This window comes from Helicobacter apodemus, from assembly GCF_003097575.1.
Taxonomy (GTDB): Bacteria; Campylobacterota; Campylobacteria; order Campylobacterales; family Helicobacteraceae; genus Helicobacter_D; species Helicobacter_D apodemus.
This window is the reverse complement of record NZ_CP021886.1, coordinates 796,619-809,588: the sequence shown is the minus strand read 5'-3', so window position 1 is coordinate 809,588 and position 12,970 is coordinate 796,619. Positions and strand designations below refer to the sequence as shown.

Below are 12,970 nucleotides of genomic sequence, written 5' to 3'. Positions count from 1 at the left end.
TACTTTTTATTCTTTGATCAAGTTTGTATAAGCAACATTAATAAATTAACCTTGAGATTTTTTATAATATTTATAAACCAAAGGCACGATGATAATCAACACAGCTATAACCAATAAAACCTGTGCGATATACCCCTGCCACAAAATTGAAAAATCTCCACCACTAATAGACAATGCCCTTCTTAAATTTACCTCTAATAATTCCCCTAAAACAAACCCTAAGATTAAAGGAGCCATAGGAAAAGCAAGTTTTCTTAAGACATACCCCACTATACCAATAATGAGGATTAAAAAAATATCAAAGCTTGTGCTATTAATCGAGTAAATCCCAATAACAGAAATAACCGCAATAATAGGTGCTAAAATCCAAGTAGGAATACTTAAGATTCTCACAAAAACCCCTATTAAAGGGATATTTAAAATAAGCAATAAAATATTTGCAATCAATAAAGAAGCAATAATCCCCCAAACAATATCCGGTTGTTCATTAAACATAGTAGGACCAGGATTAATATTATAAAGACTTAAAGCTCCTATCATTACAGCAGTCGTGCCAGAGCCAGGAAGCCCTAAAGTTAGCATAGGGATAAAAGAACCACAAGCTGAAGCATTATTAGCCGCCTCTGGTGCGGCAATACCTTTTAAATCTCCCTCTCCAAATCTCCCCTTTTTACCCGCTAACTTTTTTTCATTCATATAAGATATAGCACTTGCTATGGTAGCACCAGCCCCAGGTAAAACTCCTACAAAAAACCCTGTAATTCCCGACCTTATAATCACCCAAAAGCAATAAAAAAACTCTTTTAAGCTAATCAAAAGTTTGCCTGTTTTTTTGATAACAACACTACCACTATGGGTATTTTCCAAAATTAACAAAATCTCACTAATAGAAAACAAGCCAATAACAAGAATAACAAAAGGAATCCCATCAAACAAATGCGGATTTTCAAAAGTAAAGCGATAAACACCAGAATTCCCATCTATACCTATTGTCGTCAAAAACAAACCAATAAGAGCAGCCATAAACGAACGAATAGGTTTCTCCGCCATCATAGAACCCAAAGTTGCCAAAGCAAACACGATAAGAGCAAAATATTCTGCAGGACCAAAGCTTAAAGACCATTTTGCGAGCAAAGGAGCAAATAAAATAATCCCAACAATAGCAATAAAAGAACCAATAAATGAGCTTATAGCTGAAATACAAAGAGCCTTTCCAGCCTCTCCTGATTTTGCAAGGGGATACCCATCTAAAGTTGTCATAATAGCCGCTGCATCTCCGGGTATTCCAAGCAAAATCGAAGAAATCCTTCCTCCATATTCACACCCAAGATAAACAGTCGCTAACAAAATCAAAGCCGAAGCAGGTTCAAGCCCTATAGAATAAGCCAAAGGAAGCAAAATCGCCACACCATTAATAGGACCAAGTCCGGGTAACATTCCAACTATCGTCCCTATCAAACAACCAATCATCGCAATAATTAAATTTTCTAAACTCAAGGCTACACTAAAGCCTTGCATTAGATAATTCCATATATCCATTCTATCCTTTCACCCCTAAATACCTTATCTCACACCTTAATTTTACGCAAAAATCTCACCAAGAGGCAAGGTAATTTGCAAACAAATATCAAAAAGATAAAATAACCCTAAACTACACAATACCGCAAAAATAAGGGCAGAGAAAAACCTAGCCCCAAAAATAAGGGAAGTAACAAATATAAAAATCGCACTTGCAAGCAAGAATCCAAAAATCTCAAAAACAAAGGCATAGCCAAAGAAGTTTAAAAGCAAAAGTCCTAACTTTTGCATAATCCTTAAACCAGCCCATTGAATGTTTGTATGCTCTGAAAAAAACAAAAGTAAAACATTACAAAGAGCTATCAAGCCAAGTATTGCTAAAGGAAAGGGTGCGGGACCTAGAGGCTCATAATTAAACTCACTTTTTATACCAAGCCCATAATAAAACAAAACAAGGCTTAAAAAAATAAAAAGTAAAGAAAAAATCCTAATACTTAACATTATTTAATAAGATCAAATTCTTTAGCTAATTGCCGCATTTGGTGAGTTTGCATTTTCACAAACTCTTCTAACTCTTTACCGCTTTTATTAAATTCAAATAAAGCTCTCTGATCCCTTTGCTCCTTGAAAATTGGAGTCTCATAAAGTTTTTCAAAAGCATTAATCCACCACTCATAATCTTTTTGCGAAACCTTAGGAGCCATATAATACCCACGAATAGCCGGCCATACGACATCATACCCTAGCTCCTTTGCAGTAGGGATTTGTGCTATTTTATCATTGAGATTCAAACGTTCCTCTGAAAAGATAGCCAATATTCTTATGCTACCCGAATCTAATTGGGATACTAGCTCACCAAGCCCTTGCACTGCAGCATCAATATGTCCACCAAGTAAAGAGATCATCGTATCACCCCCACCTTCAAAGGCAACATAACGCGTATTTTTAATATCCACATTAGCAGATTTTGCAAGCAAAGCAGTAACCATCCAATCTTGTCCGCCAACACTCCCTCCAGCACCAAAACTAATCGCTTGAGGATTAGCCCTCAAATCCTCAAGCAGTTGCGTTAAAGTTTGGTATTTTGAATCTGCTTTAACATAAATTGCTGAATAATCCACACCCGCTGTTGCAAGCCATTTCACATCATTTTCATTATATTTGCCATGCTTTCCTGTAGCAATATTAAGCAAGGTTCCACTTGAAAAAGCCACAATAATATTTGAATCTTTAGCCTTAGAATTAATCATTGCATTATAAGCGACAACACCAACACCCCCGGGCATATAAGTTACACGCATAACCTTTTGCAAGATTCCACTATCAGCTAAAGTTATTTGCGCTAACTTACAAGTCAAATCAAACCCTCCTCCGGGTTTAGCAGGAGCTATACATTCTGGATGCCTAGGTTCTGCAAACAATACTCCAAATAAAAGCCAAAAACCACAAAAACCTTTGAATTTCATTTTTTTTCCTTAAAAATAAGTTTAAACCTTTATAACTAGTAATTATAACCAAACTTTATCCATAAACTCGACAATAAGCTTTAAATATTATTAGATTATAGACAAGATGTAACTTTTTATCATAAATAATGGCTAATTATTAGACTTTCTGCCTATCCTAACTCACCCCACCCTACTCCTTTAAAAACCAAAAATTAAAAGTTAATTAAAAAATTAAAAAAATGATCTATTCCCTCATTTTTAATATTAGCCCCTATACTAGCATTCCCTGTATTACTAAGGGAGAGATTTCCAGAACCAGAGTTAATAATATCTGATTGTAAGGTAGCATTCCCTTCATTTTTAATAACGATAGGAGCATCTCCACTTACTTCAATATTTCCTGCGACCTTTGCATTATCAGAATTAGTAATACTAATAGGGGCATTACCACTAGCAGTGATAGAGCCTCCTATGCTACCACTTCCTGAATTGTTAATTTTTAATTCAGCATTTCCTGCTGTTTTAATATCTCCTCCAATACTTCCAGAATTAGAAATAGCTAAAGGAGTGCTACTTTTAGTTTCAATACTTCCTGTAATAGCATTAGCATTACTTGAAGTATTAGTAATAGAGTTAAGCTTACTACTCTCATCAATAGTAATATTTCCTGATATAGAAGCATTACCATTATTTACTAATCCTCCATTAACACTAGCACCTTTTTCTATCTTTATCTCACTCCCTATCTTTGCATTATCAGCATTAACAATATCTCCCTCTAGTTTTGTATTAGCACCACTTATGGTAATGCCTCCACTAAGGGTAGCATTCCCATTATTCCAAATGGCTTTACCTGAAGTAGCGGTTATAGTTGCACCATCTGATATAGTGATGTTACCAGTTATATTAGAATTCTCATTAAAAATACCTGCGTCGCTTCCTCCTTTTATCATAGAGCCAACACCTGATATATTAATATCTCCACTAAGGTCAGCGTTATCCCAAAGGTTGATTCCACTATAACCTCCCTCTATCTTAGCTCCATCTTTGATAGTAATCTTTTGGGCTTTTGATCCAGGTTGTAAGCTAATACCATTTTCACCCCCACTAATTTTAGTATTAGCTCCACTAATTTCAAGTTCTCCTAGAGTTTGGTTTACTCCTACTGCAATACCTGAAAGATTTCCATGCACTACAGCTCCATCTTTCATAATGAGGTTTCCAAATTTACCATTAAAAGCTACATCAATACCAAAACCATTTGATCTTATAGTTCCTATATTAATAATATTTTCAATGGTTCCTCCACCTTCTAGCGAGATACCTGAATAAAATGTTGAGTTAGCTCCAGCAGAAATTATACTTCCCTCATTAATAAGGGTTTTAATAATTCCTCCTCTAACATATATACCAGTATTATTACTAGCAGTTATCGTCCCCTTATTCTCAAAATTAGTAATGCTAGTCCCCCCTAAGATATTAATCCCTACTCCTCTGTTACCCTCACTCTTAATTAATCCCTCATTACTAAAAGTCTCTATGGTAGCTTTATTAATATATACCGCATCTCTACCACTTGTTTCTTTAGCAAGAATAGTTCCTGTGTTGTTAAAATTAGTAATGGTAGTATTAGGTTGTAAAGCAATACCATAACCTTTAGAATCTATTATTCCACTATTGCTAAACTTATCAATAGTTCCTTGAGTGATATTAAAATTAAATTTACCAGTATTAGTATTAGTTATGGTTCCAATATTTTCAAAAGATTGGATAGAGCTTGTATTAATACTAATATTATGATTCCCACTCCCACTAATTAATCCTTTATTGGTAATACTCTCTATCGTAGCATTATTTTGAATATTGATAGCAAAGTTAGCATTTGTATTAGTAATACTCCCAGTATTAGTAATTTCTAAGTTTTTATATTCTTTAGTTTGTGAAGCAGAGATTTGTTTATTAGTAAGTGCTTTTGTTACTTTATTAGCATTAGTATCTGTTGTTGTATCTAAAGTATCATTACCTATTGCTACCCAATTATCTTTAGCACTAATACTATGAGGAATAGTTAATAAAACACTCGCACAGATTAAAGAGAGGAAAGAGGGGCTTAGAGATTTAGGATTTAATAATTTAAAATTAATATCTCTTATTTTAGGATTAGAATCTAATGTTTTAACATTAATCCTAGAGTATAGAGGTTTAAGATTAGAATTAGAATCTAAAAACTTAGGATTAAATAATTGAGAGATTAAACTTTGAGAATCTAAAGGTTTAGGATTCATAGCTTTTGTATTGAGATTAGAATCTAAGGAATTAGATTTTAAAGTAGAATCTTTTGTATGGGATTGTAAAGTTATAGTATTTGCAGTTTTAGCATTGACTTTAGAATGTAAGACTTGGCTTCTTATAGGAGTATTATTGCCCCCCCCCCCCCTAATATATATTATATTAGGAGATTTAGGCATTTTTACTATGTATTTGTCATAAGTTATTTTTAACATTTCTAGTATAGCATAAAATTTAAACTTTGATTTAAGTAAAGAGTATTTTAGTATAATGTGGGCTTTAATATAAAAGGAATGATTTGAAAAAGATTAATGCTATTTTGTTTGTATGCTTAGGGAATATTTGTCGCTCACCTTTAGCGGAGGGCATTGCTAGGGATTTAGCGCAAAAGAGGGGAATGGATTTGAAAATAGATTCTGCAGGAACTAGTGGTTGGCATATTGGTGAATCTCCAGATTCTCGCTCTATTGAGGTTGCAAAAAATAATGGGATTGATATTTCTTGTTTAAAGGGTCGCAAGGTTAATGCTTATAATGATGATAGTTTTGATTTAATTGTTGCGATGGATAGGCAGAATTATCAAGATTTATTGCGGTTTTTTTCTAAAGATAAAGTGGTTCTTATGGGGGATTATGGATTAGAGGGGAGAGATATACCCGATCCTTATCATTATAAAGATTTAGAGGGGTTTAAAAAAATCTATGAAATGTTGTATTTAGCTATTAATAGGCTTTATGATGAAATTTCAGAGTGCAATTAAGATTTAGATTATGTGGTGTAGCAAAAGGTAACAGATTCTAAAAATATTTTCTATAGTTTTAAGATACAATATGTATTTATAAAATATATGCTATTATTTTTTGAAATTTCAAAAAAGGAAATATAATGCCAAATTTAACCCATAATCATTTTTCTGAAGATACCCTTGCTTTACACGCGGGTTATACTTATGATACCCAAAGAACTTTAAGTGTCCCAATCTATCAAAATACTGCGTATAGCTTTGAGAGCTTAAAACAAGCAGCCGCTAGGTTTGGTTTGGAAGAGCTAGGGAATATTTATTCGCGATTAACTAGCCCAACTGTTGATATACTAGGGGCTAGACTTGCAGCTATAGAGGGGGGTGCTTTTGGTATCCCTACTTCTAGTGGAACCTCTGCGGTATTTTATGCGTTAGTGAATTGTGCGCAAAATGGTAACAATATCGTGTATTCTAATAAAATCTATGGAGGAACACAGACTTTAGTCGTGCATACTTTAAAGCGATTTGGGATTGAAGCTAGAGTTTTTGATATTGATAATATTGAGGAGACTTTAGAAAAAGCCATTGATGCAAAGACTTCGGCTATCTTTTTTGAAAGTCTTTCTAATCCGCAAACTGCTATTGCTGATGTAGAGAAAATCACAAAGATTGCGAAAAAACATAGGATTGTTAGTATTTGTGATAACACTGTGGCTACTGCGTTTTTGCATAAACCCTTTGAATTTGGTGTAGATATTAGTGTGTATAGTTTAAGCAAATATGTTAATGGTCAAGGGAGTGCTTTAGGCGGTGTAGTGATAGAGCGTCCTAATCTTAATGAATTGCTTAAAAATAATCCTCGCTATGCCCCCTTTAATACCCCTGATGAAAGTTATCACGGATTGGTTTATGCAAATTTGCCTTTACCGATTTTTTGTATCCGCATTATCACAGAATGGCTTAGAAATACTGGTGCTACACTCTCTGCACAAGCGGCTTGGATTATCTTACAAGGTTTAGAGACATTAGGGCTTAGAATCAAAAAGCATAGTCAAAATGCTTTAGAAGTTGCTAAGTTTTTACAATCCCATCCTAAAGCCCATAATATTTGTTATCCTGCCTTAGAGGGGGATACCTATAATGGGCTTTTGAAAAAGTATTTTAAAGATTCTTTAAGTAGTGGGCTTTTGAGCTTTGAAGCAGAGAGCTTTGAAGCGGCACAAAAGATTTGCGATAGTTTAGAACTCTTTGCTATTGTTGCTAATATTGGGGATTCTAAATCATTAGTTATTCATCCAGCCTCTACAACACATTCACAGCTTAGTGAGAAAGAGTTACAATCAGCGGGAGTTACTCCTTGCACGATTCGCTTAAGTATTGGGCTAGAAAATCCTTGTGATATTATTGCGGATTTAAAACAAGCACTTGAGAAATAAGGAAACCTATGCCAGTTGTTATTCCAGAGGATATTCCAGCCTTTTCGTTTTTAAAAGAAAAAGCCTTTATTATGGGGGAGCTTCGTGCAAAAACCCAAGATATTCGCCTTTTAGAGATTCTTATTATTAATTTAATGCCTACCAAAATAGAGACAGAAAATCAGCTTTTATCACTCCTTGCAAACTCTCCTTTGCAGGTGAATATTACGCTTCTTTCTACACAGAGTTATGTTGGCAAAAATACGCCTAAGAGTCATTTAGATAGGTTTTATGTGAATTTTGAAAATATTAAGGGTAAAAAATTTGATGGGGCTATTGTTACAGGTGCCCCTATTGAACATTTGCCCTTTGAAGAAGTGCAGTATTGGGAAGAATTAGTTGTTATTATGGAGTATTTAAAGCAAAATTGCACAAGTACAATGTATTTATGCTGGGGGGCAATGGCGGGATTGTATTATTTCCACCAAATACAAAAGATTCGCTTAGAGGAAAAATTATTTGGGGTTTTTGAACATTCTTTAGTCAAAGAGGATTTGTTGCTTAATGGATTAGATGATATTGTTAGAATCCCTCATTCTCGCTATTGTGCTATGAATCCTTTGCAAATAAGAGAGAATTGCGAATTGAAAATCTTATTAGAAGGAGAGCTTAGTGGTATAAGTGCGGTAAAAGATTCTAAAGATTTTTTTATTTTAGGGCATCCTGAATATGCTAAGGATACTTTAGAGATAGAGTATAAGCGGGATTTACAAAAGGGTTTAGGGATTAAAAAACCGCAAAATTATTTTAATTCCCAAGGGGAGCCGATTTTTTCTTGGCGTTCTTCGGCGAGTGTGTTATTTTTAAATTGGTTAAATTTTTCTGTGTATCAAGATACACCTTTTGTGCTTAATGATGAGAAAAAGCGTTAGGTGCTAAGATTTCTACTTTTTAAGTTAAAAATAAGATATTTTTTACATTTTTTTGCTAGAATATTAAGAATTTTTTAAATTTAGCTTTTCAATTTTTCCAAATTAGGTTTTTTATGTTGCAGAAATTTATCAAGAAAACGAGATTGCCTTTTATTTGTTGTTTGCTTCCTTTAGCCATTAATGCCGCTACGATTAAAGAGGATAAATGGGAACAAGGACAAACCTTACTAACTTTTTTTGAAAAAAATTCTATTCCCGCAAAAGTTTATTATGATTTAGCACCAGAGGACAAAGAACTCGCTGATGAGATTATTAGCGGAAGTACTTTTTATACACTCTATGAGGGTGAAAGGCTTTTGCAGGCGTTAATTTCTATTAATGAAGATTCGCAGTTGCATATTTACCAAAAAAATGGTGTTTATCAAATGCGTGCAACGCCTATTACCCATTTTGTAGAAAAACGAACCTTAGCACTTTCTGTGGAAAGCTCTTTGTATAATGATATTGTGAAATATACAGGCGATACTTTATTGGCTTCGGATTTTATACAGGCTTATAAAAATAGTATTGATTTTAAGAGACAGATTAAAAAAGATGATAAATTTGCTATTGTTTATGAGAGAAAATATAGACTTGGAAAATATTTTGGCTCTCCTAATATCAAAGCTTCAATGTTAAATGTGAGCAATCGCGATCATTATGTTATTCGTCATCAAGATGGACATTTTTATGATATACACGGGAATAATCTTAATAAATACCTTTTACTAACACCATTGAAATATAAACGTATTTCTTCGCATTTTTCTACTGCTAGAAAGCATCCTATTTTAGGCTATAAACGCCCTCACTTAGGGGTGGATTATGCAGCATCTAGACATACACCTATTAAGGCTGCTGGTAAGGGTAGAGTTGTTTTTGCAGGAGTTAAAGGCGGATATGGAAAAACGGTGATTATTCAACACGAAAATGGTTATAGGACTCTCTATGCTCATATGCATAATATTAATAAAGGTATTAAAGTAGGGACTTTTGTAGAGCAAGGCAGACAGGTAGGAACGGTCGGAAGCACAGGACTTAGCACAGGTCCTCATCTACATTTTGGAGTCTATAAAAATGGTAATGCAGTGAATCCATTGAAGCATTTACAAATCGCCCAAACAAAACTAGAGGGCAAAGAGCGTGAAATTTTTTTAAGATTGGCAAACAATTATAAGAATGAACTTGATGGTATTTTGGCAAATAATATTGAAAATGTTCCTTTTAAAACATTGAAAAATTCTTATATTGTTTATTTGACACAAGATAGGTTAGCACCTGCTAATGAAATCAACTAAAAGCATAACTAATATTCGCCTATGTGAATGTAAAGATTCTCCTTATATTAAGCCTAAAAGTATGTTCTTTTGTGAAAATGGTAAGGAGAGGAAATGGGATATTATTCAAGCCCATGATAGTGTTGCTGTTTTTCTTTATCATAAACAAAAAGAATCTTTTGTTGTAGTTAAGCAATTTCGTCCTGCGGTTTATCTTAAGGAGATGGCAAATAACACACAAGTAGAGATTGGCTGGACTTATGAGTTATGTGCGGGAATCACTGATAAAACTGATAAAACTTTAAAGCAGATAGCTCAAGAAGAGATTTTGGAAGAGTGTGGGTATAATGTGCCTTTAGAGGAGATTTATAAGGTTACAGAATTTTATAGCTCTGTGGGATTTGCAGGGAGTAAGCAAACTTTGTTTTTTGCACAAATTGATGAGAATTATAGGGTAAGTGATGGGGGCGGGGTTGATGATGAAAATATAGAAGTGATTTTTATCCCAAAAAGTCAAGCTTATTCTTTTATTTTTAATGAATCTTATCCTAAAACCTCTGGAGTTATGTTTGCTTTTTTGTGGTTTTTTAAAAAAGAAGTTTTATGAATCATAGTTATGCCCTTCAAGAAATTACAAAGAAATTAGAGACCATTAAGGAATCTTGGCAAATTTATGAAATTTTTGAAGCAGAAAAAAAACGTTTTAATGAAGAATATCAAAGTTTGCAAAAGGATAAAGAGGAATTAATCCAAACTTTTAATGAAGTTTCTGCTAAAAATGCTTTATTAAAGGTGCAAAATAATGAATTAGAGGAGAAAAATAAAGCATTAGAGAATGCACTTAAGGAGAAATTGCATTTATTAGAAAGCTCTCAAGAAATTCTTAAGCTAGAGAAGAGCAATCCTAAGATTGATCTTTCTTTAATAAAAGCACATCTTAATGCTCTTGGAAATTTGCTTTCACAAGCAAATGTTGATCTTCCACCAAAGCCTATTGTTCTAAAAAAGTTAGAAATTTCTTATCAAAAGCGTAAAAAACTTCTTGCAACCCCAGCAAATGATTATGTATCATTGCAAGAGGCTATGGAGCTATTTTATTTATTAGAGCAGTTATTAGAGCAGATACAGGCTATTACTTTAGAGTATTCTAAAATAAATTCAGAGATTGCCTATCAAGAAAATAGAGAAAATGGAAGTTAAGACTTTAAAAATTTTTGTCTGTGCTTTAGAATATTCTTCTAACATTCATCTCTTCTCTCTTATTAAAATCTTAAAGCAAAAGCAGATAAATTTCACTTTAGAGGGGGTTTTTGATTCCTTACAAAGGGATTATAAAAGCCTTTTTGGTGTTGAGGAATTTAGGGTTATGGGATTTGTTGATGCCCTAAAATTACTCCCTAAGTATTTCAAAATACGAAAGGTTTTATTACAAAAGGCTAGAGAATGTGATATTGCTATTTTTATGGATTCTTCTTCTTTTAATATTCCCCTTATTCAAAATCTTTTTAAAAGTAATAAAAAACCTTATATTATCTATTATATACTTCCACAAGTTTGGGCGTGGAAAGCTTATCGTGCTAAAATTTTAGCAAAGATTTGTGATGAACTTTGGGGAATATTGCCTTTTGAATGTGCTTATTATCCAAATGAAGCAAGAATTTCTTATGTAGGACACCCACTTTTAGATACCCTACCTTTTTCTTATGTATGTAAAAGAACAACAAATCTTATAGCCTTTATGCCCGGGTCTAGAGTAGCAGAGATTAAAGCTTTGCTACCTGTTTTTAAGATTGTAGCTACAATCTTAAAAAAGCAGAATAAACAAGCTTTATTAATTATTCCTAAGCATTTCAAAAAACAACAATTAGAAAGAATTTATGGAAATGTTGAGGAGTTTGCCCTTTCTTTTGATACTTATGAGGGATTAAGGGATTGTGAATTTGCCTTTGTATGTAGTGGCACGGCAACTTTAGAGACTACTTTACTTGGGATTCCAACACTTTTGGTTTATAAGGCTAAGGCTATTGATTTTTTACTTGCAAAATCTTTAGTGAAATTAAATTATATTGGTTTGGCGAATATTTTTTTAGAGTTTTTTTTCTTCCACTCTCCTAAAAATAATCCAAGTATTCATAACTTCCCTATTATTCCAGAGATTTTACAGCAAAATGTAAAACCGCATATTCTTTTAAAAGAATGGGAGGGTTTTGATTATGAAAAGTTTTTTTCACAAAAGGAAGTTTTAATGCAATATTTAAAAAATGGGAGTGCGGAAAATTGTGCGAGAAAAATTGAATATTTTGCAAAAAACTTATTAAAATAAAGGGCTTTTTAACTCTCTTTAGTTAGTATTATGAATTAATTTGTATCGGAGAAGTTTTGTGGAACCTATGACAGAATATGGCTATAATAAGCTTTTAAATGAACTTAAAAACCTTAAAGAAGTGGAACGTCCTCAAAATATTAAAGAAATTGATATAGCAAGGGAATATGGGGATTTAAAAGAAAATGCAGAATATCACGCCGCAAGAGAGAGACAGCTTTTTATTGATGCAAGGATTAATGAGCTTACGCAACTTGTAGCGCAAGCTCGTGTTATTGACCCCTCTACTATTACTCACGATAAAGTGAGTTTTGGCTCTACAATTACTTTAGAGGATTTAGAAAGTGAAAAGAAGTTTTGTTATACCATTGTAGGGGCTACAGAGAGTAATCCTGATAAGGGTTTAATCTCCTATCACTCACCCTTAGCTAAACAGCTCTTAGGTAAGATTGTAGGGGATGAAGTGAGTGTTGAGCTACCTCGTGGAAGGGTAGATTATGAAATTTTAGATATTTGTTATAAAGAAATTTCATTTTAAATTTAAGGTATATTGATGGCAACTTTAAAAGTTAAAAAGCTCTCTCCTAAAGCAGTTTTGCCAAAATATCAGAGCAGAGGTGCTGCAGGATTTGATTTATGTTCTACAGAGGAGTTAGTAATTCCTGTTGGAAAATGGGCTTTAATTGCAACCGGACTTGCCTTTGGGATTAAAAGGGGGTATGAGATTCAAATTCGCCCACGCAGTGGGTTAGCTTTAAAATATGGATTTACTATTTTAAATACACCCGGGACTATTGATAGTGATTATCGTGGAGAGATTAAGGTTATTGCTATGAATTTTGGGGAAAAGGATTTTAGAATAAAAGTTGGCGATAGGATAGCCCAAGCAGTGCTTTGTAAAGTTAAACAAGCAAAGATTAAAGAAACCGCTTCATTAAATAAAACAAAACGCGGTAGCTGTGGATTTGGCAGCACCGGAATTTAAGG

General features: G+C 33.5%; 13 protein-coding genes. 9 read left to right on the top strand and 4 right to left on the bottom strand.

Annotation, left to right across the window (positions count from 1 at the left end):
- Positions 1 to 45 precede the first annotated feature (45 nt).
- The 4 genes from CDV25_RS03875 to CDV25_RS03860 form a co-directional block, all read right to left on the bottom strand.
- A complete protein-coding gene (locus CDV25_RS03875; RefSeq protein ID WP_108910855.1) occupies positions 46 to 1,539 on the bottom strand; it encodes a tripartite tricarboxylate transporter permease in 1,494 nt (497 codons plus the stop codon).
- 42 nt (positions 1,540 to 1,581) lie between these two features.
- Complete coding sequence (locus CDV25_RS03870) at positions 1,582 to 1,968, bottom strand: tripartite tricarboxylate transporter TctB family protein (protein WP_162550422.1); 387 nt, start codon at positions 1,966 to 1,968, stop codon at positions 1,582 to 1,584.
- A gap of 50 nt (positions 1,969 to 2,018) precedes the next feature.
- Positions 2,019 to 2,984 carry a tripartite tricarboxylate transporter substrate binding protein gene (locus CDV25_RS03865; protein WP_108910853.1) on the bottom strand — a complete coding sequence of 322 codons (966 nt, stop codon included), beginning with the start codon at positions 2,982 to 2,984 and terminating at the stop codon, positions 2,019 to 2,021.
- A 194-nt stretch (positions 2,985 to 3,178) separates the two neighbouring features.
- Positions 3,179 to 5,470 carry a beta strand repeat-containing protein gene (locus CDV25_RS03860; RefSeq protein WP_162550420.1) on the bottom strand — a complete coding sequence of 764 codons (2,292 nt, stop codon included), beginning with the start codon at positions 5,468 to 5,470 and terminating at the stop codon, positions 3,179 to 3,181.
- Positions 5,471 to 5,553: 83 nt separating this feature from the next.
- Between CDV25_RS03860 and CDV25_RS03855 the strand changes: the two genes are divergently transcribed.
- From CDV25_RS03855 to dut, 9 genes are all read left to right on the top strand, one after another.
- Complete coding sequence (locus tag CDV25_RS03855; RefSeq protein WP_108910851.1) at positions 5,554 to 6,015, top strand: low molecular weight protein-tyrosine-phosphatase; 462 nt, start codon at positions 5,554 to 5,556, stop codon at positions 6,013 to 6,015.
- A gap of 125 nt (positions 6,016 to 6,140) precedes the next feature.
- Positions 6,141 to 7,433, top strand: a complete 1,293-nt coding sequence (locus tag CDV25_RS03850; RefSeq protein ID WP_108910850.1) for an O-acetylhomoserine aminocarboxypropyltransferase/cysteine synthase family protein — start codon at positions 6,141 to 6,143, stop codon at positions 7,431 to 7,433.
- An 8-nt stretch (positions 7,434 to 7,441) separates the two neighbouring features.
- Entirely contained in the window at positions 7,442 to 8,344 is a 903-nt protein-coding gene (locus CDV25_RS03845) for a homoserine O-succinyltransferase (protein ID WP_108910849.1), read from the top strand.
- Between the two features lie 113 nt (positions 8,345 to 8,457).
- Positions 8,458 to 9,681, top strand: a complete 1,224-nt coding sequence (locus CDV25_RS03840; RefSeq protein ID WP_108910848.1) for a peptidoglycan DD-metalloendopeptidase family protein — start codon at positions 8,458 to 8,460, stop codon at positions 9,679 to 9,681.
- On the top strand, positions 9,668 to 10,267 hold the full coding sequence (locus tag CDV25_RS03835; RefSeq protein WP_108910847.1) for an NUDIX hydrolase: 600 nt from the start codon (positions 9,668 to 9,670) through the stop codon (positions 10,265 to 10,267). The genes CDV25_RS03840 and CDV25_RS03835 overlap by 14 nt, the downstream gene beginning before the upstream one ends.
- A complete protein-coding gene (locus CDV25_RS03830; protein ID WP_108910846.1) occupies positions 10,264 to 10,860 on the top strand; it encodes a coiled-coil domain-containing protein in 597 nt (198 codons plus the stop codon). Before CDV25_RS03835 ends, CDV25_RS03830 begins: the two co-directional genes overlap by 4 nt.
- Positions 10,850 to 11,983: a lipid-A-disaccharide synthase gene (gene lpxB / locus CDV25_RS03825; RefSeq protein ID WP_108910845.1), complete on the top strand. Its 1,134-nt coding sequence runs from the start codon at positions 10,850 to 10,852 to the stop codon at positions 11,981 to 11,983. The genes CDV25_RS03830 and lpxB overlap by 11 nt, the downstream gene beginning before the upstream one ends.
- 67 nt (positions 11,984 to 12,050) lie before the next feature.
- Positions 12,051 to 12,521 carry a transcription elongation factor GreA gene (greA, locus tag CDV25_RS03820; protein WP_034554275.1) on the top strand — a complete coding sequence of 157 codons (471 nt, stop codon included), beginning with the start codon at positions 12,051 to 12,053 and terminating at the stop codon, positions 12,519 to 12,521.
- Positions 12,522 to 12,536: 15 nt separating this feature from the next.
- On the top strand, positions 12,537 to 12,968 hold the full coding sequence (gene dut, locus CDV25_RS03815) for a dUTP diphosphatase (protein WP_108910844.1): 432 nt from the start codon (positions 12,537 to 12,539) through the stop codon (positions 12,966 to 12,968).
- Positions 12,969 to 12,970: the final 2 nt, after the last annotated feature.